The organism is Ruegeria sp. K5 (genome assembly GCF_056531805.1).
Window position 1 is genome coordinate 835151 of record NZ_JBQFML010000001.1, and the last position, 25519, is coordinate 860669.

The following is a 25519-nucleotide window of genomic DNA, read 5'->3' on the forward strand; positions in this document are numbered from 1 at the left end:
CATCAAGCGGGTTCGAGGTCGGCTTTTGCCTCATCCAGAATGCGTTTGGCCTCAGAGCCTTGCAGTTTCTGGATGTCGTCCTGGTATTTCAGGATCGCGCCGAGCGTATCGCCGATAACCTCGGGGCTGAGATTGATGACGTCCAGCGCCAGCAGGCATTTGGCCCAGTCGATGGTTTCAGCCACACCCGGCTTTTTGAACAGGTCTTCGGTGCGCAGGCGTTGAACAAAGGCGACAACCTCGCGGCTGAGCGCCTCGGCGGCCTCGGGCGCGCGGGCGTGCAGGATTTCGATCTCGCGGTTGAAGTCGGGGTAGTCGACCCAGTGGTAGAGGCAGCGGCGTTTGAGGGCGTCATGCACCTCGCGCGTGCGGTTCGAGGTGACGATGACGATGGGCGGTTCGGGCGCGTGGACGGTGCCGAGTTCGGGGATTGTGACCTGAAAGTCGCTGAGCGCTTCCAGCAGGAACGCCTCAAAAGGTTCATCGGTGCGGTCGAGTTCGTCTATCAGCAGAACCGGCGCGCCGTGCTCATCCGGTCGCATGGCTTGCAGCAAAGGGCGTTCGATCAGGTAATCGTCCGAGAACAGCTCGGTTTGCAGGGCTGTTCGGTCCGCACCGCCTGCGGCCTCAGCCGTGCGGATGGCAACCATTTGCGCCGGGAAGTTCCATTCATAGACGGCTGAGGAGGCATCCAGCCCCTCATAGCATTGCAGGCGGATCAGGCGGCGCCCCAAACCCGCGGCCAATGCCTTTGCGATTTCGGTCTTTCCAACGCCTGCCTCACCTTCCAGAAACAGCGGGCGGCCCAGCTTGAGCGCCAGAAAAACCACCGTCGCCAATGCCCGGCCGCACACGTAACCTTGCGCGCCCAGTGTTTGCTGAACGGCATCAATGGAACTTGGTTGGGTCATGCATGTTCTCCTTGCGGCCTAACAGGTCATGGGCCGGGGTCTTCGTCAAGCCTGCGGTGGGGGAAGAGGTACGGCGATCCTGCGCGCTGACAAGGTCTTTTCCGGCGGCGGGGTCTGTGCTAGCGGGTGCGTCATGACCGATAGCATCACGATCCGCCGCCCCGACGACTGGCACCTGCATCTGCGCGATGGCGCGATGCTGCAGGCCGTTCTGCCCGAAACCGCACGCCATTTTGGCCGTGCGATCATCATGCCCAATCTGGTGCCCCCGGTGGTGACCGGTGCCCATGCCGCCGCCTATCGCGAGCGCATCATGGCCGCGCTGCCCGAGGGGATATCCTTTGAACCACTGATGACCCTGTACCTGACCGAGGATACGGACCCGGACGATCTGGCCGCTGCCCATGCAAGCGGGCTGGTCAAGGCGGTCAAGTTGTATCCGGCGGGGGCCACGACGAATTCGCATTCCGGCGTGCGGAATTTCGACAATGTACGCCCTGTGCTGGAACGCATGGCCGAGATTGGCCTGCCCCTGTGTGTGCATGGTGAAGTGACAGATGCCGAGATCGACATTTTCGACCGCGAGGCGGTGTTCATCGACCGCGTTCTGGACCCGATCCGCAAGTCCACGCCGGGCCTGCGGGTGGTGATGGAGCATATTACGACCCGTGACGGTGTTCAGTACGTCAAAGCCAACGACACCGATCTGGGCGCAACAATCACGGCGCATCACCTGATCATCAACCGCAACCACATTCTGGTTGGCGGGATCAAACCGCATTACTACTGCCTGCCCGTCGCCAAGCGCGAGGAGCATCGGTTAGAGCTGCTGAAAGCCGCGACCTCGGGTGATCCACGCTATTTCCTGGGCACCGACAGCGCGCCTCATACCGATGACAACAAGGAAATGGCCTGTGGGTGCGCGGGGTGCTTCACGGCGACCAACACCATGTCGCTGGTGGCCGAGATGTTCGACCGCGAAGGGGCGTTGGACAAGCTGGAAGGGTTCGTTTCCCTGAACGGGCCTGCCTTCTATGGCCTGCCTGTGAACGAAGGTTCGATCACGCTGACCAAAGGCGAACCGGTCGAATACCCCGACAAGATCGAAACCGGAGATGGCCCGGTTACCGTGTTCGACCCCGGTTTTCCCCTGCACTGGCGCGTGGACTAACCCGCCAGTTTTGCAGCCAGATCGCGGGCGCGACCACCGGTGCGCAGCATCGACCAGATCGCGTCCGCCTCAATCCCTCCGATCAGTTTCGAGGCTTTGGCACGTACCCGGTCTTCCCGGTCGGACAGAGACATTGGGGTCATGAGGTCATAGGTTGCCTCGCGCCGCGCCCCGTCGCGCCGCAGCAAGGTCAGGCGAGCCTCAGTTTCGGAAAGGGAGTCATCCGCTTCGACAGTGATACGATCTTGCAGCGACCGGATGCGCGGGTCGGCACAGACCTTCTCAGAGTAGCTGCCCGGTAACGCGGTGTCATATCCCAACGCCTGCATTGCAATCACCGTGCGATACGAGAATTTCGCGCCCAATCCGGTGGTCGGAGATATCTGGTTACACACGCTCATCCAGCGCGGGTGGGTTATTACCTTGATCTCGGCCACTTCGGGTTCGGCGATATCCAAAGAAAGCGCCGCCTCTAGCGCCGCGTGCAACCCATGGCAGCAGGCGTGGAACTTGTGGCTGACGGATTCGAACAGCCATTCGTCGCCCAACCCATCCAGAGCGGCCGCAGCATCCGCAGCCCCCTGATGCGTCGCGCCAAAGCCATAGGGCCCTTCCAGCGCGTCCGCGTTGGGTTCAAATCCGCGCTTGACCAGCAGCGCCGCCTCAACCCCATTCGAGGCTGCCAAACCCGCGTTGTAAGGCTTGCCCATCGTGCCGAACTGAGCCTTCAGACCCGCCGAACGGGTCGCCGTCAGGCCCAGCACCTGACGCATCTGATCGGCGTCGAACTGTAACAGACGCCCCACCGCCACCGCCGCCCCAAAGGCCCCGGCCGTTGCCGTTTGGTGAAACCCGGCCTGATAGTGGCCGCGCCCCAGCCACAGGCCGATGCGGATCGAGACCTCCATCCCTATCAGGGCCGCTTCGAGGAAGTCCACAAGAATACGATCATCCCATTCCGACACCGCCAGCGCTGCAGGCAGAACCGCGACCGAAGGGTGGCCGATATGGGCGAAATGGGTGTCGTCATAATCCAAGGCATGGGACACCGTACCATTGACCAGAGCCGCCGCGCGAAGGGGCGCGCGCGCCCCGCCGAACATATGCGCCTGGGCGGTGCCCCCCTCCTCTAGCACCATATCCCGAACGGTATTGGATACTGGTTCATCCGCCCCGGCGCGGCCAACGGCGACCCAATCCAGAACAGATAGCGACGTGACAATCCGTGCCTGCGCAGTGGTCGAGATCGGGCCCGCGGCAAAAGCCGCCAATGCTGATGTGAAATCTGACATGAGGCGCAGTCTAACGTGCGCCGTTCGTTGGTAAAGCCTTAGCTGTAAAGCTCGGCGGCACGAGCCTCAAACGCGCGAACGATGCGCTGCATGGCCTCGTTGAAGACCACGCCAATGATGCCCTGCAGGATGGCGTTCTTGAATTCGAAATCCACATGGAACGACACGTTGCAGCCCCCGTCCGGCGCGTCTTCGAACTGCCAGTCGGATTTCATGTATTTGAACGGACCGTCCAGATATTCGGTGTCGATCTTCTTCTGATCCGCGAACAGCGTCACCCGGCTGCCGAACCGTTCGCGAAACACTTTGAATGAGATGACCAGATCGGCCTCCATCACCTCGGCCTCGCCTGCCGCATAGGTCTTGCGGATACGGGCCGCTGCGCACCAGGGCAGAAACTGCGGGTATTTCGCCACATCCGCGACCAGATCATACATCTGCTGGGCGGTGTATGGCAGGTGGCGGGTTTCCGAGTGGATGGGCATGGCATTCAGGCATTTAAAGGTGACAATGGCGCGTCATGTCGTATGTTGCGCGCCAAAGATCAAGGGGGCTGCGATGACTGACCGCGCTTATGTGATAGATGAGATGATCTCGGCCAAGGCCATCGCGGCGCGGATTGAGGAGCTTTGCCGCAAGATTTCCGAGGAGTTCGGCAATACCGACAAGCTGGTTGTGGTGGGCCTGTTGCGAGGCAGTTTCGTCTTCATCGCCGATCTGGTGCGCGAGCTGGACCTGCCCATCGAGGTCGATTTTCTTGAGGCGTCGTCTTACGGCGATTCGATGGAAAGTAGCCGGGAAGTGCGCATTCTCAAAGACTTGCGCGGCGCAATTGAAGGGCGCGACGTGCTGGTGGTCGAGGATATTGTCGACACCGGTCACACGCTGAACCACGTCACCAACCTGCTGCACAGCCGCAATCCGAAGCGTTTGAAATCCATCGCCCTGCTGGACAAACCCAGCCGACGCGAGGTTGATTTCCGCTCGGACTGGATCGGGTTTGAGATCCCGGATGAGTTTGTTGTCGGTTACGGAATTGATTACGCACAGCGCAATCGCAATTTGCCCTTTATTGGCAAGGTGCGCTTTACCGAAGACACGTAAGCGGCTGGCTTAACCCAAAACCTGACGGACCGCATTCAGAAAGATTCCGGTTCCGATCGGGATCAACACATCGGGAAAATCGTAATCCGAGTTGTGCAACTGCGGATGATCGCGCCCGGCCCCAAGCCAGAACATCGCGGTCTTCGCGCCTTTGCTGAATTGGCCGAAATCCTCGGAAAACCGTTGCGGTGTGTTGGTCCGTTTGCACGCAACGTTTTGGGCGGCGCAGGCTTGGGCCAAAATCTCTACCGCATCCGAATGATTGGTGCAGGCGTCGAAAACGTCTTCGTAAGTTATCGTGGCACCCAGCCCATCGGACTGCGAGACCTGCTGCACCAGGGTCTCGGCATCCGCAATCAGTTTGGACATCCGGTCGTCGGATACCGTTCGCAGCGTTACCCAAAGCTCGGCCTGTCCGGGGGCGACGCCGAATGTTTGCTCTCCCAAGCTGGCATGGGTGATCGTGGTCAGCGCGTAATCCGCGTTCAGCACGCCACCGCCACCAAGCGCTGTCAAAGCCGGGATCAAAGCCGCCAATGCGCCGGCCGGAGATACGCCGTCCTGAGGCGCCGCTGCGTGCGAAGTTTTGCCGGTCAGCGCAATACGCATCCCGCGTGACGCGCAATTGGCGGGGCCTTTACACAGCTCGACCGCGCCAAGCTGCAAACCCGGAAGATTATGCAGCGAAAACACGAAATCAGGCGCGATTTCAGCAAATTGCGGATCAACCCGGAAGGCTTCGGCCCCCTGCCCGGTTTCTTCGGCAGGCTGGAAGATCAGAACAACGCGACCGCGTTCGGGGCGCTGTTCCTGCAACGCCAGCGCCACGCCCAACACCATCGACATATGGCCGTCATGCCCGCACAGATGCCCCCGGCCCGGTCTCTGCGAGACGTAAGGCACATCCGAGAGTTCCTGAATCGGCAACCCATCCAGCTCACACCGAATACCAACGCATGGCCCGTCCCGACCGCCGTCGAACACAGCGGCGACGCCGTGCCCACCAAGCCCGGTCAATACGCTATCCGCGCCGATGCCGCGCAACTCATCCGCAATCCGGGCGGCGGTCTCGTGCTCGGCTCCGGACAGTTCGGGCTGTTTGTGCAAGTCGTGGCGCAGCCGGATCAGCCGCGCCAGCGTGTCAGGTGTCACGCCTGCCCCAGCTTCTCTTGCCGGGCGGCGCGCAGGCGGGCGAAATCATCGCCTGCGTGATAGGACGACCGGGTCAGCGGCGTGGCCGAGACCATCAGGAACCCTTTGCCATAGGCCGCTTTTTCGTACGACTCGAACTCTTCAGGCGTGACAAACCGATCTACCGCGTGGTGCTTGGGCGTCGGTTGCAGATACTGCCCGATGGTCAGGAAATCGATATCGGCTGCGCGCATGTCGTCCATCACCTGACCGACCGATTGTTTATCTTCACCCAGACCCACCATGATGCCGGATTTGGTGAAGATCGACGGGTCCAGTTCTTTCACGCGCTGCAACAGGCGCAGCGAGTGGAAATACCGTGCGCCGGGGCGGACCTCGGGATAAAGGCCCGGTACGGTCTCAAGATTGTGGTTGAACACGTCCGGTTTCGCTTCGACCACGGTTTCGAGCACTTCGGGCGCGCATTTCAGGAAATCCGGCGTCAGAATCTCAATCGTCGTTTTGGGCGAGCGATGACGGACCGCGCGGATGGTCTGCGCAAAATGCTCGGCCCCGCCATCGGTCAGGTCATCGCGATCCACCGAGGTAATCACCACGTGGTTCAGACCCAGTTTTTCAACCGCATGTGCCACGCGGCCGGGCTCGAACACGTCCAGCGCATCGGGGCGCCCGGTGGCGATGTTGCAGAAGGTGCAGCCGCGCGTACAGATCTCGCCCATGATCATCATGGTGGCGTGGCCCTGGCTCCAGCATTCGCCTACATTCGGGCACCCGGCCTCTTCGCAGACGGTGACCAGATTGTTTTCACGCATTATCTTATGGGTGTCGGCATAGCCTTTCCCACCGGGGGCCTTGACCCGGATCCATTTCGGTTTCTTGGGCTGTGCATTGTCCGGGCGATGCGCCTTTTCGGGGTGACGTTGCTCGGGGATTTTCAGATCTCGCACGGGCTGTTTTCCTGACTTTGGGTCAACTTTCTGTTCTCATAACATAAAGCAGTCATAGGTGTTACGCCAGCGACGCATAGCCGCCATGCAAGCCATCCCAATAGTGCAATTTAGTTTAACCTTAAACTACATCTTTGCCATACATTTCAATAGACAAACCCAAACGCGACGCTTTGCGCCCGCAGCATTTCTTGGATTGAAGGCAGTTTAGACCTGTTTTAAATCACGCCCGGATCACATGTGAATCACAGGAGCTTGAACGTGAAAACCGGAACCAAACTGCCGCAGGTTACCTTCCACACCCGCGTCCGCGACGAGGCTGTCGAAGGCCCCAACCCCTATCGCTGGCAGGACATGACAACCGCAGATTACTTTGCGGGCAAGCGGGTCATCCTGTTCTCGCTTCCTGGCGCGTTCACGCCGACCTGCTCGACCTATCAACTGCCCGGTTTCGAAAAAGGTCACGCAGATTTCGTCGCCAAGGGCGTGGACGAGATTTACTGCATGTCGGTCAATGACAGCTTTGTCATGAACAAATGGGCGCAGGATCAGGGCCTGAAAAACGTCAAGGTCATCCCGGACGGATCCGGCGAGTTCACCCGCAAGATGGGCATGCTGGTCGACAAGGACAATCTGGGCTTTGGAATGCGCTCGTGGCGCTATGCTGCGATCATCAATGACGGCGTGGTCGAGGCATGGTTCGAAGAGCCCGGCCTGATGGATAACTGCCCTGAAGATCCCTATGGCGTGTCCTCGCCGGAAAACCTGATGCAGCACCTGCAACAGGTGGCTGAGCCTGAACTGGCCTGAGGCACGATCCGTCTTTATCGGATTGGCCCGCCCCTTCGGCGGGCCTTTTCAGTTTCGGGTGGCGGACACGATGGATTCTCCGACCTCGCGGATAACCTCGGCCAGCCGGTCAGACCAGTCTTCATCCCCGCTGGACGCACGGCGGACCAGACCCACAGTGCGGGCCGGTTGTGGCGCGCCAAAGCGGAGCAGTTTCAGGCCGGGAACCGCCTCACCCTCGGCCCGTGCGGCAAGTTCCGGGATCAGGGTCAGGCCAAACCCTTCGGCCACCAAGCGCGACAGGGTCGCCAGCGAGGATGCGCCCATGTTGATCTGGCCGCTGCCCCGATCCTGACCACATACCTCAAGCGCCTGATCCGTCAGGCAATGACCGTCTTCCAACAGCATCAATTGCGCAGATTGCAGGTCCAGCGGGCGCAGCATGTCCGGGGTTGCGGATACTTTTTCCAACCGCGCGGCGCTGCCTGCCAACAGGAACTGATCCTGAAACAGGGGCGTCTCCCTGAACTCCGACCCCGCGACAGGCAGGGCCAGAACAGCGGCGTCAATCTCTCCGGTACGCAGCAGGGTCAGCAGGTGTTCGGTTCTGGCCTCGCGGATCTGCACCCGCAGCAAGACATCGCCGGCCCTTAACCCGGCCAGAACGCCGGGCAGCAGATACGGCGCAATGGTCGGGATGATCCCGATCGACAGCGACCGATGCCCGCCTGAATGATCGCGCGCAAATTGATCCAAACGGTCTGCGGCACCAAGGATCAGCCGCGCGCGGTCCAGAACATCCCGGCCAAGCGGTGTCAGAAGTATATCGCGCGCCTGCCGTTCGAACAGCACACCGCCCATGGTTTCCTCAAGCGCTTTGATCTGAACGGACAAAGCAGGCTGCGATACGTTACAGACCTGCGCCGCGCGCCCAAAGTTGCGCTGCTCGGCCACGGCCTGAAAATATTGCAGCTGTCTGAGTGTGAAATTCATAACCCCTGCTTATCACCACCCAAGTGATCTGCAAGGGTTATGTATGACTTCTAACCGATCATCCGATCCCGTTCAGCCTGATCTTCATAGTGTCGTTTCAGGCGCTGCAAAGCGATGCGCAGGACGATTTTACCGGACCGCGCCGACCATCCCATACGCTTTTCCGCCAATTCCAGCCCTTCCAGATAGCAGCAACACCGCAAGGCAACATCGCTGAGACCCGGACCCAGATCAGACAAGGCCCGCGCCACCCGGTCGCGCGCATCAGAGGACCCGCGTCCGCCATGCGACTCGCTGCCGAAACTGCCCCGGCCACCGCTTGTAAGAAACCGGTCCCAATTCTGCGCCACCTGAGGGCCGATCTGCGCCAGTTCAAAATCTTCGCGCAGGCGCTCTCCTGCACTGACAAGGGTCTCGTCCAGAAAGGGTTTACCGTCCCGATCCCGACGCCGCGCCAGCGCGATCAGCGGGCTTTCTGCAGCGCTATAGCGGATGCGCCGCGCCCGGTCGCCTTGGTCCGAGGCGGCTTTGGCCTGAAACGGTGTTTGCGCCTCGGCCATACCAAATTCATTGCGCGCGCGGGCTTTGTTTTCGGCCTTGGCCACAAGACGGCTTAGCGCGGTGCGACCTGATGCCGATATCCTATACCGTGAAATCCGCCCGGGATTGTCGCAGGTGATCCAGTCCTGCAAGGCCAGCGCCTGTGCAATCCTGCATTCGACCACGGCGGTTCGGGTCGCACCGGCCTCGCCCGTATCCCGAACGACAACTGCCTTGTCCATATCTTCGGCCACGGCAAGCACCGACCCGGTTTCGCACAAACGGCGCAGAACGCGCATGGCTTCCTGATCGAAAACGTCCTCTTCCCCCTCGTCCGGCAAGGCACGGTGGTTTTCGGAATTCGAAAAATGGGTTTGGGCCAGCGATTGCAGGGCTGCATCCACAAGCGGATCGTCACGGCGCATTTCAATGCGTCTGATCTGCCGAAGAATGGTCGACGCATGGCACCCTGCCGATCGCGCGATATCCCGTATCGATCGGCCGGTCTCGGTATGAGCAAGGTATCTTTGCGCCCCTTCAGGCACCCATGCCGGGATGGTGAAAGCCACGTTGTTTTCCATATTCATTTGCCCTCGTCGACAAAACAGACTGCCACTTTTCGCCCTCGGAATTTGAGTTAACCAAATCTAACTAGAGGTGCTTTCGTTACTCGTTCGTTAACCCCAACGGCCTGGAACCAGATTTGATTCAAAAAGATAAACAGTCGTGAAACCATCGTTCGGGGGGAGCCGAACTAAGGCAACACCCGCTTAGGTTGTGTGACAAACAGGCCGTCAAAGCTCGTACAAGGGAACACGAACATGCAGGACCTGATGACCATGATCACAACGCTTCGCCGCCCCCGACTGCTGGCACGGGCGGCCAAACACGGGGCGCAGGATTACAATCGGGACCGGCACCTGCAACGCATTCTGGGATATGGTTCGCTGCCCGGCACAGGCGCGGCCCTGATGCGGTTGCTAGAGCTTGAGAGAGAGGTAAATGAGCAACGAAAAGAAGAAGATGCTGCCTATTCTCTGGTCCGGCATCTGGATCTTCTGATTGCCCTGTTGGGCGAGGCGCAGCTGTATCAGGCCAGCCGCGCCTCGTACACTACTTGATCAGATGAAAGCGTCCGGCATGGAGGCTTTCTTTTCCGCCACATAAGCCTCAAGCGCGGCGGCTTTGTCCGGGTCCATCTGCGGCTGCTGATAGTTTGCCAGCAGATGCTCGACCCGCGCCGTTGCCAGGGCGCGCGTATCGCGGGCGCCTTCTTCCTGCCAGGTCTCGAACGGCTTGTAGTCCAGCATTTCGGTTTTCCAGAACGCGTCCTTGAAATTGGCCTGCGTATGCGCGCAACCCAGATAGTGACCGCCCGGCCCGACTTCGCGGATCGCGTCCATGGCCAGCGCGTTTTCGTCATAGGTCACGCCTTTGGCCAAGCCGTGCAGAATGCCCAGTTGATCGGCATCCATGACGAATTTCTCGAAATCAGCGACCAGACCGCCTTCAAGCCAGCCGCAGGCATGCAGCATGAAGTTCACACCCGATAGCAGACCCATGTTCAACGAGTTGGCTGTTTCATACGCCGCTTGCGCGTCCGGCAGTTTCGACCCGCAGAACGAGCCGGCCGAACGGTAAGGCAGGTTCAGACGCCGCGCCAACTGGCCCGCGCCGTAGGTAATGTGCGAGGCTTCGGGCGTTCCGAATGTCGGCGCGCCCGAGTTCATGTCGATCGAGGTCACCATCGCGCCAAAGATCGCAGGCGCGCCGGGGCGAATGATCTGGCTATAGGCGACACCGGCCAGAACCTCGGCCAGAACCTGCGTCAGCGTCCCGGCAACCGACACTGGAGCCATCGCGCCGCCCACGATGAACGGAGAGATGATGCAGGCCTGATTGTTGCGCGCATAGACCTCCAGGGACCCCATCATCACATCGTCGAAGGTCATCGGCGAGTTGATGTTGGTCAACGAGGTCATCACCGTATTTTCCTGCACGAACTCTTTGCCGAACAGGATCTCGCACATCTCAACCGAATCCTGCGCGCGGCTGGGGTCGGTCACGGATCCCATAAAGGGTTTGTCCGACAGGGTCATATGCGCCAAGAGCATATCCAGGTGACGCTTGTTCACCGGAATATCGGTCGGTTCGCACACTGTCCCGCCCGAGTGGTGCAGCCACTTGGACATATAGGCCAGTTTCACGAATTTGTTGAAGTCATCCATGGTCGCATAACGGCGACCGCCCTGCGCGTCACGCACGAATGGCGGGCCATAGACCGGGGCAAGCACCAGATTGCGGCCGCCAATTTCGACCGATTTCTCGGGGTCGCGGGCGTGTTGTGTGAATTGGCTGGGGGCGGTCTTGATCAACTCACTCGCCAGACCGCGCGGGATGCGCACACGCTCACCATCGATATCCGCGCCCGCATCGCGCCAGCGTTCCAGCGCCGCCGGGTTGTCGACGAAGTTGACGCCGATCTCTTCCAGCACGGTTTCCGCGTTGTATTCGATGATCTCCAACGCTTCTTCGTTGAGAACTTCGAAATTCGGAATATTGCGTTCGATATACTTTGCAGTTTCGATGCGAACCGCGGTGCGCTCGGCCCGGCGGGCAGCGCCACCGCCGCCTCTCGCCCTGCGCCGGGTGTTTGCCTCTGCCATGAGAAAATCCCGTCTGAATGGTTAGATTGACCGTTTAGTTACAGGATTGAGCGTCATTGAGCATATGGTTTACGGCGCTCTGGGGGGAAAAGCGACATTGGACCTCACGTTGGCGTAGATCTTCACCGTCGCGTTACGCTTCGGACACCGTATCCCATTCAATGCTGTCGATGCTCGGCTCAAGCATCAGAGGAGCGACAACCTTGTGCTGCAGTTCCTCGGGGTGATCTTCCATCGAGACCAGAACAGCGATTGTTCGTTTGCCTTCCACCGCATCGCCCTTTTCAAAGCCAACGATTCGAACATCGTTTTGCGCCAACGCCTTGAGAACAGCGACACGCGCATCTGCCTGCGCTTCTTCCGAGCATTGAAGAAGGATCTTGAACTCTTGCGTCAGCGGCACCCCGGCACGTGTGGTGCGCTTGAGCCATTTCACCAACGGCCTGAGCCCGAGATTCACAAAAATCACGAAACCCGTCATCATGACGGCAAACACCCAGGCCCCTGCCCCCGCCATCATTCCGACAGCAGCCGAGCACCACAGGGTAGCAGCCGTATTCAGGCCATGAATGGTGAATCCGTGCCGGAAAATGATACCGGCCCCCAGAAAGCCGATTCCCGAAACGACCTGCGCCGCAACGCGCGTCGGGCTCACCTCATCCGGAAACAGCGCCGAGAATACAACAAACGCAGCGGCACTCAGCGCGACCAGCGCATTTGTCCGCAGCCCGGCCATTCTTTGGCGGACCTGACGCTCGGACCCGATTAGCGCGCCGCAAAACAGCGCCAAAGCCAGATTCAGTGCGGCAATCTCGATGGAAATCGGCAATTTCGGTCCCTTGTTCTATTTGTATATACATCGATCCAGCCGAGTTGTCATATTTTCGTTACAAAACTTTTACAATTCCTTTTTTTGAATCGCTGAACCCCTTTCAGAATCAGAGGTTGCTCTTGCGAAACAGGTGCGCTTGGCCTAAGGCGCGGATATGACCCAAGACACCCATGACCGCCTTCTGATCATCGACTTCGGCAGCCAGGTGACGCAGCTGATTGCCCGTCGCCTGCGTGAACTGAACGTCTATTGCGAAATCCACCCCTACCAAAATGTCACGATGGATGTGGTGCGCCAGATGGCGCCGCGCGCCGTGATCTTTTCAGGCGGCCCGGACAGCGTCACGCGCGAGGGATCGCCCCGCGCCCCGCAAGAGATTTTCGACTACGGCGTGCCGATCCTTGGCATTTGCTATGGTCAGCAGGTGATGATGCACCAGCTTGGCGGCAAGGTCGAAAGCGGCCATGGCACTGCCGAGTTCGGTCGTGCCTTTGTTACACCAGAAAGCAAGCTAGACATTCTGGACGGCTGGTTCGCTGACGGCGACGAACAGGTCTGGATGAGCCACGGCGACCATGTCAGCGAAATCGCCCCGGGTTTTGAGGTTTACGGCACCTCGCCCAACGCGCCCTACGCAATCACGGCAGACCCCGCGCGCCACTTCTATGCGGTGCAATTCCATCCCGAGGTGCATCACACGCCCAAAGGCGCGAAGCTGTACGAAAACTTTGTCAAGCTGGCCGGGTTCAAGGGCGATTGGACCATGGGTGCCTATCGCGAAGAGATGATCCGCAAGATCCGCGAACAGGTTGGCGACAAAAAGGTCATCTGCGGTCTGTCCGGCGGCGTCGACAGCTCGGTCGCGGCGATCCTGATCCACGAGGCCATCGGCGACCAACTGACCTGCGTCTTTGTCGATCACGGCCTGCTGCGTAAGAACGAAGCCGCCGAGGTCGTGGGCATGTTCCGCGACAACTATAATATTCAACTGATCCACGCAGATGAAAGCGAGCTGTTCCTTGGCGAGTTGGACGGTCAGAGCGACCCGGAAACCAAACGCAAGATCATCGGCAAGCTATTCATCGACGTGTTCCAGAAACACGCCGACACCATCAATGGGGCCGAGTTCCTGGCGCAAGGAACGCTGTATCCCGACGTGATCGAATCCGTCTCGTTCTCGGGCGGGCCTTCGGTGACGATCAAGTCGCACCACAATGTTGGCGGCCTGCCGGAAAAGATGGGACTGAAACTGGTCGAACCTCTGCGCGAATTGTTCAAGGACGAAGTCCGGGCATTGGGCCGCGAACTGGGCCTGCCAGACAGCTTCATCGGCCGCCACCCCTTCCCCGGACCGGGGCTGGCCATTCGCTGCCCGGGCGAGATCACCCTCGAAAAGCTGGAGATCCTGCGCGAGGCCGATGCCATCTACATCGACCAGATCCGCAAACACGGCCTTTACGACGATATCTGGCAGGCCTTCGTTGCCATTCTGCCCGTGCGCACGGTTGGCGTTATGGGTGACGGCCGCACCTATGACTATGCCTGTGCCTTGCGCGCTGTGACCTCGGTCGATGGTATGACCGCCGATTACTATCCGTTCAGCCACGAATTCCTGGGCGAAACCGCCACGCGAATCATCAACGAGGTCAAGGGCATCAACCGCTGCACCTATGACATCACATCCAAGCCCCCCGGAACGATCGAGTGGGAATGATAAAGCATCGCAAAAGCCGGGATTGGTGATCACCATCCCGGCTTTTTTTGTTTACTGGCGCGGCTTCTGCGCCGACCTAGGGTTTTGAGGACCCTGCTGAACTCAGGCGTGACCCATTGCGCGATACAGAGCTGATCCGTCAAAACCGGATTCAGGGTGCCCGATCCGACCGAATCCGTTTAAGCCCTGTAAGACACAGGAACAAAGCGTGGAGGGTGCGGGGTGGAGAAAGGATCGGTCCAGGTCTTCAAGGCCGGTTTCTGGATGATCGGCGCGATCCTGTCGTTTTCCTCGATGGCTGTCGCCGGGCGCGAACTGAGCCTGCATCACGACACGTTCGAAATCATGATGTATCGCAGCATCGTGGGCATCATTGTCGTCGCGACTGTGCTAAGCGCAATTCGCGGGTGGCATCAGGTCACCACCGAACGCCTGAGCCTTCATGCGATCCGAAACGCGCTGCATTTCACCGGACAGAATCTGTGGTTCTACGCAGTCGGGGTGATTCCTTTGGCACAGGTCTTCGCCCTGGAATTCACACAGCCGCTGTGGGTCATCCTTTTATCGCCGTTGTTTTTGAATGAGCGTCTGACAACACTCAAGGTCACTGCGGCCCTGATCGGTTTTGCAGGGATCCTCATCGTAACGCGCCCCGGCACCGCCCCACTAAGCCCCGGTCTGATGATGGCTGCCGCCTCGGCGATTTTCTTCGCGTTTACAACGATAACCACCAAAAAGCTGACGCGGTTTGCAAGCATCGGATGCATCATGTTCTGGCTGGCCGTTATGCAGGCCGTTTTGGGGGCCGCAGCAGCGGGTCTGGACGGTCAGATCGCCCTTCCCACCCTGCAAACAGCGCCCTACTTGCTGTTGGTCGGGCTGGCCGGATTGCTGGCACATTTCTGTATTACCAACGCGTTAGCCATCGCTCCGGCCACTGTGGTCATCCCCTTTGACTTCGCGCGTCTCCCCACAATCGCCGTGGTCGGAATGCTTCTTTACAACGAGCCCATCGATCATTGGACAATGCTGGGGGCCGCCGTGATCTTCTCGGGGATTTTCCTGAACGTGTGGTCCGAGAATCGTAACAGTTTGGCAACAGTCCGCGACTCTAGTCGTAACTAGTAACGCACGGTCACGACTTGACCTTAAACTAACCGGAAAGAAAGTATCGGGCACATTTTTGCAGGTTGGTACGCAACTCACACTCAACGCGTAGCCGAAAGCACCTGCGAGGGACTGTAAAGGGAGGTTCAAAATGAAAAAAGCGCTACTGACGACATGTGCGCTTTGCTTTGGGGCGACAGCTGGTCATGCAGGTGGCCTGGATCGAAGCGGGCAAGGCATCAACCTGATCTTTGAGGAGGGATCGGTAGTTCAGTTTCGCCTTGGGTACACCAACCCAAGTGTATCGGGAACAATGCCTGCGTTAATCGGGCCAAATGCTGGTCAACCTGTCGATTCGGGCAACGTTGCAAATGACTTTTTTACACCGCACCTGGGGTACAAGACTGCTCTGACTGAACAGTTGGACTTTGCGATCATGTATGATCAACCTTTCGGCGCGGACATTGAATATGCCGATGATTACCCGCTGTCGATCAACCCAAACCCTGCTGGACGCCAGGATACTCTGAATGCAACCGCAGACACAGATGCTGTGACCGCGCTTTTGCGTTACAAATTTGACAACGGGTTCAGCGCACTGGGTGGCGTACGCGCGCAGCGCGTAAAGGCATCGGTTAGCGTACCACTTGTAGCCGGGTATGAAGTCAATACGGACGCGGACATTTCGTTCGGATATGTTGTCGGAGTCGCTTGGGAAAAACCGGAAATTGCTGCTCGTGTCGCACTGACTTATAACTCAAAGATCAGCCATAACCTCTCGCAAACCGAGGCACTTGATTCCACCGGTACACTCAACTCAGGAACCGAGATCGAAACACCGCAATCGGTCAATCTGGATTTTCAGACTGGCGTCGCCCCGAAGACCCTGCTTTTCGGATCTATTCGTTGGGTTGACTGGCCTCAGCTCAACTTTTCGCCGCCGAATTATCCATTTAACCCACTTGTCGACTACGACAACGCCACCTATACCTATTCGCTCGGTCTTGGTTATCAGTTTTCCGACGAATTCTCTGGTGCGGTAACACTTGGCTATGAAACCGACGAGGGTGAACCAGTATCGAACCTTGGTCCGACCGACGGTTTCTGGAGCATCGGTGTCGGTGGAACATATTCGTTGGAAAAAGCCAAAATCTCGGGAGGCATCCGCTATACCGACATCGGCGATGCGACCGTGGACGGCGCAGGCCCCAACGCGCGCGCCGACTTCTCAGGCAACAGCGCCTGGAGTGTTGGTTTCCAGATCACCTACGCTTTGGACTGATCTGACCGATCACGCAAACACAAGGCCCCGCCCATTCGGCGGGGTCTTTTTTGTCGCATGTTTCGGGTCGCTTCGGCGTTCGCGTGGTGACAGGTTGGCCCTATGGAACCTCAGAAACATCTCTCATCCCGCGCCTGGGCCGAACTGTTGCTTCTTGGCCTGATCTGGGGCGCGTCCTTTGTGTCGATTCGCATTGCGCTGGATACGATCCCGGTGATGACTTCGGTCCTGCACCGCACGTTCTGGGCCATGGCCGCGCTGTGGCTGGTCGTTTGGATCAAACGCCTTGAGCTGCCCCGGGACCCGCGGGTCTGGCTGGCCTTCCTGATCATGGGTCTTCTGAACAACGTCATCCCCTTCTCGCTGATGGCGTGGGGACAGTTGCACATCGACACCGGGCTTGTGGCTATTTTGAATGCGGCAACGGCGATCTTTGGCGTGCTGGTTGCGGCCTTAGTCTTCGCGGATGAACGGCTGACGAAATTGCGCCTGACCGGGGTCGTTCTTGGGTTTGCGGGCGTTTCGGTCGCCATCGGCCTTGGCAACTTTGCAGGTTTCAACCTGCAAAGCCTGGCTCAGCTCGCTGTTTTGGCGGGCACGGTGTCTTATGCCTTCGCCAGCGTGTGGGGCCGAAAACACCTGTCGGGCATGTCCCCTGTCGTCGCAGCGGCGGGTATGCTGACCGGCGCGACACTCTTGATCCTACCGATCACGCTGATGGTTGATGGCGTGCCAACCCTGCGCCTTCCGCCGGCAACATGGGCGGCCATTGGATACTATGCCATCATTGCAACGGCGGGGGCCTATCTTCTGTATTACCGGGTGCTGGCAATGGCTGGCAGCGGCAACCTGATGCTGGTCACTTTGGTCATCCCGCCCGTCGCCATTGTCCTTGGCGCGGGGCTAAGGGACGAAGCGCTGCCGCCCAATGCCTATGTCGGTTTTGCAATCCTTGCCTTTGGGCTGGTAATCCTGAACCGCTCGGGCAAGCGCGATTGACGCGGTCCCCTGCCCGTTCTAGCAAAGGCAAAACTAAGGGACAGCGGAACATGATCTACGGCTCGGCAAAGGATTGGCGCAGCGCTGCGCGGAAGAAAGTGCTGTTTTTCGGCATGTCGGGCCTGGGCAAAACCTATGTGTCGAACATCCTGCGGGATTCGGGCGATTGGTTCCATTACTCGATCGATTACAGGATCGGCACGCGCTACATGGGCGAATACATCACCGACAATGCCAAGGCCGAGGCGATGAAGGTGCCGTTTCTGCGCGACCTGCTTTTGTCGGATTCGATCTATATCGGCTCAAACATCTCATTCGAGAACCTGACACCTGTCGCCGCCTATCTGGGCAAGCCCGGCGATCCAGCCAAAGGCGGGCTTGAGATGCCCGAATACCACCGCCGTCAGGAACAGTTCCGACTGGCCGAGATTCATGCCTTGCTGGATACCGAGTATTTCATCGACAGGGCGCAGCGTCTGTATCATTACCCGCATTTCATCTGCGACACCGGCGGGTCGATCTGCGAATGGGTCGATCCGAATGATCCGTCTGATCAGGTGATGACCGAACTGTCCAAGCACACGCTGATGATCTGGCTGAAAGGGGACGAGGATCACACGGCAGAACTTGTCCGCCGCTTCGACAAAGCTCCGAAACCGATGTCCTATCAGGCCGAATTCCTGACCCGCGTGTGGACCGACTATCTGGACCAGCACGGCTGCGCCGAGGCCGAGGTCGATCCGAATGCCTTCATCCGCTGGACCTATGCGCAGGCGCTGGCCCATCGTCAGCCCAGATATGCGGCCATGGCCAAAAACTGGGGCATCACCATCACCGCCGATGAGATAGGCAAGGTGCGCGACGCGGCCGATTTCGATGTGTTGATCGAACGCGCCCTTGAGACCCAACCCAAGAACGCCTAACTACAAGCTTCTGTAAAAACCCAAAAAAGCCTGAACCGATGCCGATCAAGATCCCCTCAGACCTGCCCGCCTTTGACGTCCTGACCAAGGAAGGCGTCATGGTCATGGCCGAGGATCAGGCAATGCGTCAGGATATCCGCCCCCTGAAGATCGGGTTGCTGAATCTGATGCCCAAGAAGATTCAGACGGAAAATCAGTTCGCACGTCTGATCGGTGCAACGCCGCTGCAAATCGATCTGTCCCTGATCCGCATGACCGAGCATCGGACTAAGAACACCGCAGCCGAACATATGGCCGAGTTCTATCGCCCCTTTCAGGAGGTCAAGGACCAGAAGTTCGATGGCCTGATCATCACCGGCGCTCCGATTGAACATCTGGAATTTCCGGACGTTACCTATTGGGACGAGATCAGCGAAGTTTTCGAGTGGACCCAGACCAACGTGCATTCCACCTTCGGCGTCTGTTGGGGCGGGATGGCGATGATCAACCATTTCCACGGCGTCAAAAAGCACATGCTGGATGCCAAAGCGTTTGGCTGTTTCCGACACCGGAACCTGAACGCGGCGTCTCCGTTCCTGCGCGGCTTCTCGGATGATTGCGTCATTCCGGTCAGCCGCTGGACCGAAATGAAACAGGCCGAGATTGACGGCGCACCGGGGCTGAACACCCTGCTGGGCAGCGACGATGTGGGCCCCTGTCTGGTCGAGGATCCGGGGCATCGTGCGCTCTATATCTTCAACCATTTTGAGTATGACAGCGATACGTTGAAGCAGGAATATGATCGGGACGTGGCCAATGGCACGCCGATAAACGTGCCGATGAACTACTACCCCGATGACGACCCGACCCGGACGCCGAAAAACCGCTGGCGCAGCCACGCGCATCTTTTGTACGGCAACTGGATCAACGAGATTTACCAGACCACACCTTTCGACATGGACGAAATTGGCCGTTAAGCTTCTGATATCATTCGCCGTACTCGTTCTTGGCTTTGCCGCATTCACCGCGTGGCGCAGCGCCCAGATCGAAACACGGGCCGAGGCTGCCTTTCCACCGGAAGGTCAGATTTTAGATGTCGATGGGATCGCAGTCCACGCTGTCGTGATGGGCGAAGGCCCCGATGTGGTACTGATCCACGGGTCCAGCGGAAACACGCGCGACATGACCTTTGCGTTGGCGCCAATCCTTGCCCAGACCTACCGTGTCATCGTGTTTGATCGTCCGGGGCTGGGCTATTCCGCCAGTTTCAATCCTGACGGAGAAACCATCACCGAACAGGCTGACATCCTGCAGAAGGCTGCCGCTCAGCTAGGGGCTGATAAACCCATCGTCGCTGGCCAAAGCTATGGCGGATCCGTCTCGCTTGCCTGGGCCGTAACGCGGCCCGACAATATCTCGGCCCTTGTTCTGATCGCCCCCGCCGCCATCCCGTGGGAGACGCCGCTTGATGGGTTCAACCGCCTCGCCTCGACCCCGGTCGGGAACACGCTCGCACTGCCCCTGATCACCTCTTACGTGCCGGGTTGGTATGTCGAACAGGCGATGGACAAGGTCTTCGCCCCGCAGACGGCCCCCGAAGGATATGCCGCGCATTTCGGGCCGGAACTGACGATGCGCCGGGCCTCGATGCACGCCAATGCCAAACAACGCGCCAACCTGCTGGACGAAGTCGCCACGTTGCAACCCCGCTATGCCGAGATTTCGGTGCCGACGGAAATCCTGCACGGCACCGCCGACGACACCGTGGGGCTTGAGTGGCACTCGCACCGCCTGATCGAACAGATACCGGGGGCAGAGCTGATCGAACTGCCCGGCATCGGCCACATGCCGCAGGTCGTGGCTGCCGAGGAAGTGGCCGCCGCAATAGATCGGGCCGCGCAGCGTGCGGGTTTGCGTTAGGCAGGCACCTAATCCATAGTAAGAAATGGATTTTATTGCGAGGTGATGCATGGCCCGGTCCGAAAAAGGCTCCATCGATAACTACTTCCGCAAAGGCGCGCCGAAGGATGTGCGCGACCTGATCAAAAAGGCAAAGAAGGGCGACATCCTGAACCCGACCTACCCCTATGCGGAAAAGATGAAGTCCAAGGAGTATGAGGCGCAGATCGGGGCGTTGCAGATCGAACTGGTCAAGATGCAATCCTGGGTCAAAGAGACCGGTCAGCGGGTTGCAATCATCTTCGAAGGCCGCGACGCGGCGGGCAAAGGCGGCACGATCAAACGCTTTCGCGAAAACCTGAACCCGCGCGGCGCACGCAATGTGGCGCTGGCCAAACCGTCCGACGCCGAACGCAGCCAGTGGTATTTCCAGCGTTATATCCAGCATCTGCCTACGGCTGGGGAAATCGTGTTCTTCGACCGCAGTTGGTACAATCGCGGCGTGGTTGAAAACGTTTTTGGCTTTTGCGAGCCTGAACAACGCGAACGTTTCTTTCGTCAGGTTCTGCCGCTAGAAACCGGGCTGGTGAATGACGGCATCCACCTGTTCAAGTTCTGGCTGAATGTCGGGCGCGCCGAACAGCTGAACCGGTTCCTCGCGCGAGAAACCGACCCGCTGAAGCAATGGAAACTCAGCCCCATTGATGTGGCGGGATTGAACAAATGGGACGAATACACTCAGTCGATCTCGGAGACTTTGACCCGATCCCATACCGAGCATTGCCCCTGGACCATCGTCCGATCAGACGACAAGAAACGCGCCCGCATCGCAGCGATTCAGACGGTTCTTGGCGCGCTGGACTATGATGAAAAAGACAAGGGCGCGGTGGGTAAAATTGACCCAAAAATCTGCGGCGGGCCAGAGATTTGGGACTCGTAGGCACGCAGCACCAAGTGATGGACGCTCAGACACAGGTGGACTATGTCTTTGCTTCCCAAGGAATGAAAACTGACCTGAGGCCAGGATGACGAAACGCGGTTACCACCATGGAAACCTGAAACAAGCCCTGATTGAGGCTGCGTTGTCCCTGATCGAGGAAAAAGGCCCAACGGGGTTCACTCTGTCCGAGGCGGCGAAGACGGCCGGGGTCACGCCAGCGGCTGTTTATCGGCACTACCACGGGCGTGAAGATCTGATTGCAGAAGCTGCCAAGCAAGGCTTCGAGATGTTTGCCGACCTGATGCAGTACGCCTATGACAAAGGCCAGCCCTCGGCCCTTGCCGCGTTCGAGGCGACGGGCCGCGCCTATCTGGCTTTTGCCCGCAAACATCCCGGCCACTATATCGCGATGTTCGAAAGCGGCGTGTCTCTGAACCGCACGCCCGAGCTGTCTCTGGCGGCCAATCGTGCCAAGAACGTGTTGGAAAAGGCCGCAGCCGATCTGTCGCAACATATTCCACCGGAAAAGCGCCCGCCTGCCTCGATGTTCAGCGCACATATCTGGGCGATGAGCCATGGGGTTGTCGAACTCTACGCCCGCAACACGGGCGCAACGTCGCCCTTCCCGCCCGAGGACCTGCTGGAAAGTGGTATCGGTATCTATCTGCGTGGATTGGGGTTGGTGCCGCAGGACGACTGATGTGGTTCAGACCCGCTGACTGTTTTGCGGCACGCTCAGGCCCGAGGTGACATTGATCAGGTTCATCTGTCCCATGCCTTTGATGTCGACAAGACCGATATCCGAGACCTGAAATTCGTCGATCAGGGCGTATTTCATTTCCTCCGGCGCGACGATATTCATCGGGTTTGCAAAGACTTGCAGACGCGCGGCGGTGTTCACCGCGGGGCCAAAGACGTCGTAGACGTATTTCTGAATACCCACGACCGACCCGACCGCAGCCCCCATGCCCAACCCGACACGCGCCTGCCATTTATGGGGGTGGCTTTCGTTTCGGCGTTCCAGATAGCGCAGAAACCGCACGGCACAATGGGCCACGGCGGTTTCATGATCCGGCGTCGCATCGGGCATGCCCGAAACGGCCAGATAGGCGTCACCGATCGTCTTGATCCTCTCGCATCCAAACTGTTCTACGATCCGGTCAAAGGCTGTGAAGATGTCGTTCAACTCGCTCAGCGTCACTGTCGGATCGGTTTTCGCGGCAAAGTCGGTGAAGCCGACAAAATCCAGCATCACGACCGAGACCTGATCGTACAATTGCGGGGTCACAACGCCAAAGGTCTTGAACTCTTCGTACACCGCGCGCGGCATCACGTTCAGCAGCAGACGTTCGACCCGTTCCTTTTCGCGCTCCAACTCTCGGGTGTTGCGCTCCACCATGGTCGAGTAGCTGTCGATCATGCTTTCAAGTTCGCGAATGCGCGTGATGTTCTGGCATTCGATGATCAGAACCTGCTCGGACAGGCCATTGGCCAATGACACTGTGACCGCAAAGATCAAGGTCCGGCGTCTGGGCTTGATCTGCAACTCGACCGAGTAGCGCAGGCCAGATTGTTTGACGTCATCCAACTCTCTCAGATCAAGATCGGGCACCAGATCCAGCAGCGTTTGACCCTCCTCTGGCTTGCCGAACCATTCGGCGAAAGAGCCATTGTGAAAGACAAACTCCAGATCCTCGGCCCGCACCACGGCCACGCCGACGCCAATAGCGCGTAACAATTGCTCGTTGATGGCATGGATGCTCATGCAGCGTCCCGGGCGACGATGATCGACCGTTTTCCTTCAATCGCGCCAAGGGCTGTCTTGATGTCGGGCTCTGACATACCGTGCATTTCCAGCGCCTCGCCGAACAACACGGCCATGGCGTCGAAATCCTCATGGCTGATGTTGAGATGGCGATGAACCGCCTCGATCCTGTCGTCACTGAATGCAGCAGGCCCCCCGATCAGAGAGGAAACGAATTTGGTTTGATGGTCGATCAGGCGCGGCATATCGATATCTTCGAAATAGTCGCCGATCTCGTCGGAATCCAATGCCATTTCGTAGAAGGACATCACCACCCGGCTGATCGTTTTGAAACCACCGTATTTCTCATAAAGCGTCTGTGTCACACCAATACCCGGGCGTTACCAATTGAATAACGCCACAAGACTATAACAAATTCCGATTTTTGTTAACGTTTATCAGACTTAAGGGTCTATTCGCCTGTTGTGGGGCTGTTTTTTGAACCCGGAAAGCGCCGCGAAATATCCAAACTCAATCCGTTCCATGTGTGCGGCTATAGGTCGAAACGGCCGGTGGTTCATGCGCAGCACGGGCTGTTTCACCGGGGTCGTAGACCTCGATCAACAACGGGTAGCAAGCGGCGGTGTCCGAGGAATGCTCGGACGAACAATCCCCGCCCGGGCAGGCCGACAGACCAACGATCAGATCAATCTCGGCGTAAAACTCAAGGTAATCTCCCGGACGCACCGGGCTGGCCTTCATGAAATACTGACCGGTGTCCCGCGTGAATCCGGTGCACATGAAAACGTTCAACACGTCATGCACGTGCATCTCGGCCTCGTGCAGCGGCAGACTGCAATGCCGGGACAAGGCGCGTGTCAAATTGGAATGGCAGCAATAGTGGTAGTCATCACCAGACAACAGACGACCGGTATACGGGTCACAGCGCGTCCCGATAACATCGTGGACCGAGCCGCCGAACTCATCGAATCCATACCAGTCCAGAGTGTCGTCAATGATGGTCGCCATCGGGCGCATGGCAGGGAAACTCGACCACATCCGGTCTCCGGTCGACAGATGCGTGCCATGCAACGCGCGGGTTTTTCCGGAATAGAACCGCTCGGTCAGATCGTGCTTGTTCCACAGGTTCAGATCGCCGACCTGAGACCCCTGCACCGACACAATTCGAAAAAACGCGCCTGCGAGGACGTCGATACACGCCGCATCCCGCGGGGCCGCAGTGACGTCGGCGGATTTGACGGCTGCGTTGCGCAGGGCACGCAGCCCGGTCAGGTCCGGCGGGTCCAGCGTGTCTGGCGGATAGCAGATGACGGGTTCAATGGCCTTGCGCTGAGACGCATCTGCAGGTGGCGTGGAGTTCGGGATTTCAAGTTTCACGGCGCACCTCTTGGCGAAAGACAATCAAATTGACGAACTCTGTAAGGGATAGAGCAAATCAGGCCGAACCGCCAAGGCCCGGAATCACAAATGCGCACCCCTTTCCGACACGCGTCAGCGCGCCATACGCGCGCGCCGCCGGGCGATTGATTGCCGAAAGGCCCAATCGCTGAACACGGTCAACGGGAAAAGAACCCGCTCACCCAGCCCATCGATCACAACAAGCCGACCGCCGCGTTCCTGCGCGCGGACGATGTTTGCGGCCCACAGGTCGCCCACGATGATACGACCGCGCTCCAGATCGTCCAAAAGCTCCAGTAGTTCGGCCTTCAGCTTTTGCTGAACCTCGGGTTTATCCTTTGCCGCCACCATTTCAGCGTGCAGCGAGGGCGCGAGATCTCCGTCCGGCCCGGTCATTTTTTCAACCACAATGGCCGGTCCCCGAGAGGTCGGCGCATAGCCCATGAACCGCGCCAGACGCTCAATCTCGGGACACCCACGATTCAGGGCCGCCAGGTATTCATTCGCCTCACGCGCCCACTGACGCAGATTTCCGTACCGCCATTCGGCATAGCGCGGAATGAGATGGTTGCGCTTTGGCTCATCAACCCGAACCTTCAACAAGGCGTTTTCCAGTTCAGGATGTTGGAATATCTCGTAATTCTGGCTTTTGCGCAGCGGCGCATTACCGTCCAGCTCAATCATTTTGTTTTTTGTCCTGTCTGCCGATATGCAGAATTGTCCGCTTGAGGCGAATATAATCCCGTCATCAATTCGTTACAATGCAAGCAGTTGGCGCACCGGCGCTCACAGCTTGGAAATTGGACGGTGAGTTGGGTGAAAGTGGCGGAAACGAAGGAACTTTGTACGAACCTCACAAGCTCTCATCGTTCCTTGGGAACGACTGCCGCTCAGCGCTTTGATCAGAAGATGGTTGGCCTTTCTCGCGAAAGTCCTGTGGCGGAGAGACAGGGATTCGAACCCTGGAGACGGTTTCCCGCCTACACACTTTCCAGGCGTGCGCCTTCGACCACTCGGCCACCTCTCCGTGACGGCGATATTTGGACCAATGCCGGTGGATTTGCAAGGGCCGAATTCAGGGAAAGTGAACGGTTTCAAACAAATCCGTAACGTCGA

General features: G+C 58.6%; 26 protein-coding genes and 1 tRNA gene. 13 read left to right on the forward strand and 14 right to left on the reverse strand.

The genetic code is table 11. From position 1 onward, the window contains the following. Positions 1-2 precede the first annotated feature (2 nt). A complete protein-coding gene (locus ACR0MO_RS04270; protein WP_170518257.1) occupies positions 3-911 on the reverse strand; it encodes an AAA family ATPase in 909 nt (302 codons plus the stop codon). Between the two features lie 133 nt (positions 912-1044). Here ACR0MO_RS04270 and pyrC point away from each other — a divergent pair, with 133 nt between their 5' ends. Then, positions 1045-2082, forward strand: a complete 1038-nt coding sequence (gene pyrC, locus ACR0MO_RS04275; protein WP_170451124.1) for a dihydroorotase — start codon at positions 1045-1047, stop codon at positions 2080-2082. Here pyrC and ACR0MO_RS04280 read toward each other — a convergent pair. Beyond that, a complete protein-coding gene (locus ACR0MO_RS04280) occupies positions 2079-3374 on the reverse strand; it encodes an MmgE/PrpD family protein (protein ID WP_170451126.1) in 1296 nt (431 codons plus the stop codon). The genes pyrC and ACR0MO_RS04280 overlap by 4 nt on opposite strands. A 38-nt stretch (positions 3375-3412) precedes the next feature. Continuing rightward, a complete protein-coding gene (locus ACR0MO_RS04285) occupies positions 3413-3859 on the reverse strand; it encodes a type II toxin-antitoxin system RatA family toxin (RefSeq protein ID WP_170451128.1) in 447 nt (148 codons plus the stop codon). Positions 3860-3932: 73 nt separating this feature from the next. On the opposite strand from ACR0MO_RS04285, the gene hpt reads away from it, so the two are divergent. Beyond that, entirely contained in the window at positions 3933-4478 is a 546-nt protein-coding gene (gene hpt, locus ACR0MO_RS04290) for a hypoxanthine phosphoribosyltransferase (protein WP_170451130.1), read from the forward strand. A 9-nt stretch (positions 4479-4487) separates the two neighbouring features. Here the strand turns inward: hpt and ACR0MO_RS04295 are convergent, their stop codons facing one another. Beyond that, complete coding sequence (locus tag ACR0MO_RS04295) at positions 4488-5630, reverse strand: amidohydrolase (RefSeq protein ID WP_480889866.1); 1143 nt, start codon at positions 5628-5630, stop codon at positions 4488-4490. Continuing rightward, on the reverse strand, positions 5627-6577 hold the full coding sequence (gene lipA, locus ACR0MO_RS04300; protein ID WP_170518239.1) for a lipoyl synthase: 951 nt from the start codon (positions 6575-6577) through the stop codon (positions 5627-5629). Before lipA ends, ACR0MO_RS04295 begins: the two co-directional genes overlap by 4 nt. A 261-nt stretch (positions 6578-6838) precedes the next feature. On the opposite strand from lipA, the gene ACR0MO_RS04305 reads away from it, so the two are divergent. Then, positions 6839-7387 carry a redoxin family protein gene (locus tag ACR0MO_RS04305; RefSeq protein WP_480581420.1) on the forward strand — a complete coding sequence of 183 codons (549 nt, stop codon included), beginning with the start codon at positions 6839-6841 and terminating at the stop codon, positions 7385-7387. Between the two features lie 48 nt (positions 7388-7435). Here ACR0MO_RS04305 and ACR0MO_RS04310 read toward each other — a convergent pair whose 3' ends face one another. Then, the gene (locus tag ACR0MO_RS04310; RefSeq protein WP_480871596.1) at positions 7436-8359 is read right to left on the reverse strand and encodes a LysR substrate-binding domain-containing protein; all 924 of its coding nucleotides are present in this window, start codon (positions 8357-8359) and stop codon (positions 7436-7438) included. A gap of 50 nt (positions 8360-8409) precedes the next feature. Further along, positions 8410-9480 (reverse strand): DUF6456 domain-containing protein, encoded by a 1071-nt coding sequence (locus ACR0MO_RS04315; protein WP_480890879.1) that lies wholly within the window; start codon positions 9478-9480, stop codon positions 8410-8412. 240 nt (positions 9481-9720) lie between these two features. Between ACR0MO_RS04315 and ACR0MO_RS04320 the strand changes: the two genes are divergently transcribed. After that, a complete protein-coding gene (locus tag ACR0MO_RS04320; RefSeq protein WP_170518233.1) occupies positions 9721-10020 on the forward strand; it encodes a DUF6477 family protein in 300 nt (99 codons plus the stop codon). Here ACR0MO_RS04320 and ACR0MO_RS04325 read toward each other — a convergent pair whose 3' ends face one another. Then, a complete protein-coding gene (locus tag ACR0MO_RS04325) occupies positions 10021-11565 on the reverse strand; it encodes a trimethylamine methyltransferase family protein (protein WP_480889869.1) in 1545 nt (514 codons plus the stop codon). Between the two features lie 133 nt (positions 11566-11698). Further along, positions 11699-12394 (reverse strand): MgtC/SapB family protein, encoded by a 696-nt coding sequence (locus ACR0MO_RS04330; protein ID WP_170518227.1) that lies wholly within the window; start codon positions 12392-12394, stop codon positions 11699-11701. Positions 12395-12551: 157 nt separating this feature from the next. Here ACR0MO_RS04330 and guaA point away from each other — a divergent pair, with 157 nt between their 5' ends. The 9 genes from guaA (at position 12552) to ACR0MO_RS04375 (ending at position 21940) form a co-directional block, all read left to right on the forward strand. Continuing rightward, positions 12552-14111, forward strand: coding sequence for a glutamine-hydrolyzing GMP synthase (guaA, locus tag ACR0MO_RS04335; RefSeq protein WP_480581423.1), 1560 nt, complete (start codon positions 12552-12554; stop codon positions 14109-14111). 264 nt (positions 14112-14375) lie between these two features. Next, complete coding sequence (locus ACR0MO_RS04340; protein WP_170519742.1) at positions 14376-15236, forward strand: DMT family transporter; 861 nt, start codon at positions 14376-14378, stop codon at positions 15234-15236. A gap of 133 nt (positions 15237-15369) precedes the next feature. After that, on the forward strand, positions 15370-16500 hold the full coding sequence (locus tag ACR0MO_RS04345; protein WP_480581426.1) for an OmpP1/FadL family transporter: 1131 nt from the start codon (positions 15370-15372) through the stop codon (positions 16498-16500). Positions 16501-16602: 102 nt separating this feature from the next. Then, complete coding sequence (locus ACR0MO_RS04350) at positions 16603-17499, forward strand: DMT family transporter (protein WP_480889872.1); 897 nt, start codon at positions 16603-16605, stop codon at positions 17497-17499. A 50-nt stretch (positions 17500-17549) separates the two neighbouring features. Then, complete coding sequence (locus ACR0MO_RS04355) at positions 17550-18422, forward strand: ATPase (protein WP_480889875.1); 873 nt, start codon at positions 17550-17552, stop codon at positions 18420-18422. 38 nt (positions 18423-18460) lie between these two features. Continuing rightward, complete coding sequence (metA, locus tag ACR0MO_RS04360) at positions 18461-19378, forward strand: homoserine O-acetyltransferase MetA (RefSeq protein WP_480889877.1); 918 nt, start codon at positions 18461-18463, stop codon at positions 19376-19378. Continuing rightward, positions 19368-20321 (forward strand): alpha/beta fold hydrolase, encoded by a 954-nt coding sequence (locus ACR0MO_RS04365; RefSeq protein WP_480625942.1) that lies wholly within the window; start codon positions 19368-19370, stop codon positions 20319-20321. The genes metA and ACR0MO_RS04365 overlap by 11 nt, the downstream gene beginning before the upstream one ends. A gap of 49 nt (positions 20322-20370) precedes the next feature. Continuing rightward, complete coding sequence (gene ppk2, locus ACR0MO_RS04370) at positions 20371-21240, forward strand: polyphosphate kinase 2 (protein WP_480889880.1); 870 nt, start codon at positions 20371-20373, stop codon at positions 21238-21240. A gap of 85 nt (positions 21241-21325) precedes the next feature. Continuing rightward, the gene (locus ACR0MO_RS04375; protein ID WP_170451162.1) at positions 21326-21940 is read left to right on the forward strand and encodes a TetR/AcrR family transcriptional regulator; all 615 of its coding nucleotides are present in this window, start codon (positions 21326-21328) and stop codon (positions 21938-21940) included. A gap of 6 nt (positions 21941-21946) precedes the next feature. Here ACR0MO_RS04375 and ACR0MO_RS04380 read toward each other — a convergent pair whose 3' ends face one another. The 5 genes from ACR0MO_RS04380 to ACR0MO_RS04400 form a co-directional block, all read right to left on the reverse strand. Further along, the gene (locus ACR0MO_RS04380; protein ID WP_480889882.1) at positions 21947-23005 is read right to left on the reverse strand and encodes an adenylate/guanylate cyclase domain-containing protein; all 1059 of its coding nucleotides are present in this window, start codon (positions 23003-23005) and stop codon (positions 21947-21949) included. Continuing rightward, a complete protein-coding gene (locus tag ACR0MO_RS04385; RefSeq protein WP_170451166.1) occupies positions 23002-23370 on the reverse strand; it encodes a group I truncated hemoglobin in 369 nt (122 codons plus the stop codon). The genes ACR0MO_RS04380 and ACR0MO_RS04385 overlap by 4 nt, the downstream gene beginning before the upstream one ends. 145 nt (positions 23371-23515) lie before the next feature. Further along, complete coding sequence (locus ACR0MO_RS04390) at positions 23516-24382, reverse strand: urea carboxylase-associated family protein (RefSeq protein WP_480889885.1); 867 nt, start codon at positions 24380-24382, stop codon at positions 23516-23518. Between the two features lie 114 nt (positions 24383-24496). Beyond that, complete coding sequence (locus ACR0MO_RS04395; RefSeq protein ID WP_170621712.1) at positions 24497-25087, reverse strand: YrbL family protein; 591 nt, start codon at positions 25085-25087, stop codon at positions 24497-24499. Between the two features lie 253 nt (positions 25088-25340). Continuing rightward, a tRNA-Ser gene (locus ACR0MO_RS04400) sits at positions 25341-25430 on the reverse strand. Positions 25431-25519 lie beyond the last annotated feature (89 nt).

Coding starts and splice junctions, on each gene's coding strand:
- ACR0MO_RS04270 (WP_170518257.1), bottom strand. CDS start 911: ATGACCCAACCAAGTTCCATTGATGCCGTTCAGCAAACACTGGGCGCG.
- pyrC (WP_170451124.1), top strand. CDS start 1,045: ATGACCGATAGCATCACGATCCGCCGCCCCGACGACTGGCACCTGCAT.
- ACR0MO_RS04280 (WP_170451126.1), bottom strand. CDS start 3,374: ATGTCAGATTTCACATCAGCATTGGCGGCTTTTGCCGCGGGCCCGATC.
- ACR0MO_RS04285 (WP_170451128.1), bottom strand. CDS start 3,859: ATGCCCATCCACTCGGAAACCCGCCACCTGCCATACACCGCCCAGCAG.
- hpt (WP_170451130.1), top strand. CDS start 3,933: ATGACTGACCGCGCTTATGTGATAGATGAGATGATCTCGGCCAAGGCC.
- ACR0MO_RS04310 (WP_480871596.1), bottom strand. CDS start 8,359: ATGAATTTCACACTCAGACAGCTGCAATATTTTCAGGCCGTGGCCGAG.
- ACR0MO_RS04315 (WP_480890879.1), bottom strand. CDS start 9,480: ATGGAAAACAACGTGGCTTTCACCATCCCGGCATGGGTGCCTGAAGGG.
- ACR0MO_RS04320 (WP_170518233.1), top strand. CDS start 9,721: ATGCAGGACCTGATGACCATGATCACAACGCTTCGCCGCCCCCGACTG.
- ACR0MO_RS04325 (WP_480889869.1), bottom strand. CDS start 11,565: ATGGCAGAGGCAAACACCCGGCGCAGGGCGAGAGGCGGCGGTGGCGCT.
- guaA (WP_480581423.1), top strand. CDS start 12,552: ATGACCCAAGACACCCATGACCGCCTTCTGATCATCGACTTCGGCAGC.
- ACR0MO_RS04340 (WP_170519742.1), top strand. CDS start 14,376: ATGATCGGCGCGATCCTGTCGTTTTCCTCGATGGCTGTCGCCGGGCGC.
- ACR0MO_RS04345 (WP_480581426.1), top strand. CDS start 15,370: ATGAAAAAAGCGCTACTGACGACATGTGCGCTTTGCTTTGGGGCGACA.
- ACR0MO_RS04350 (WP_480889872.1), top strand. CDS start 16,603: ATGGAACCTCAGAAACATCTCTCATCCCGCGCCTGGGCCGAACTGTTG.
- ACR0MO_RS04355 (WP_480889875.1), top strand. CDS start 17,550: ATGATCTACGGCTCGGCAAAGGATTGGCGCAGCGCTGCGCGGAAGAAA.
- metA (WP_480889877.1), top strand. CDS start 18,461: ATGCCGATCAAGATCCCCTCAGACCTGCCCGCCTTTGACGTCCTGACC.
- ppk2 (WP_480889880.1), top strand. CDS start 20,371: ATGGCCCGGTCCGAAAAAGGCTCCATCGATAACTACTTCCGCAAAGGC.
- ACR0MO_RS04375 (WP_170451162.1), top strand. CDS start 21,326: ATGACGAAACGCGGTTACCACCATGGAAACCTGAAACAAGCCCTGATT.
- ACR0MO_RS04380 (WP_480889882.1), bottom strand. CDS start 23,005: ATGAGCATCCATGCCATCAACGAGCAATTGTTACGCGCTATTGGCGTC.
- ACR0MO_RS04395 (WP_170621712.1), bottom strand. CDS start 25,087: ATGATTGAGCTGGACGGTAATGCGCCGCTGCGCAAAAGCCAGAATTAC.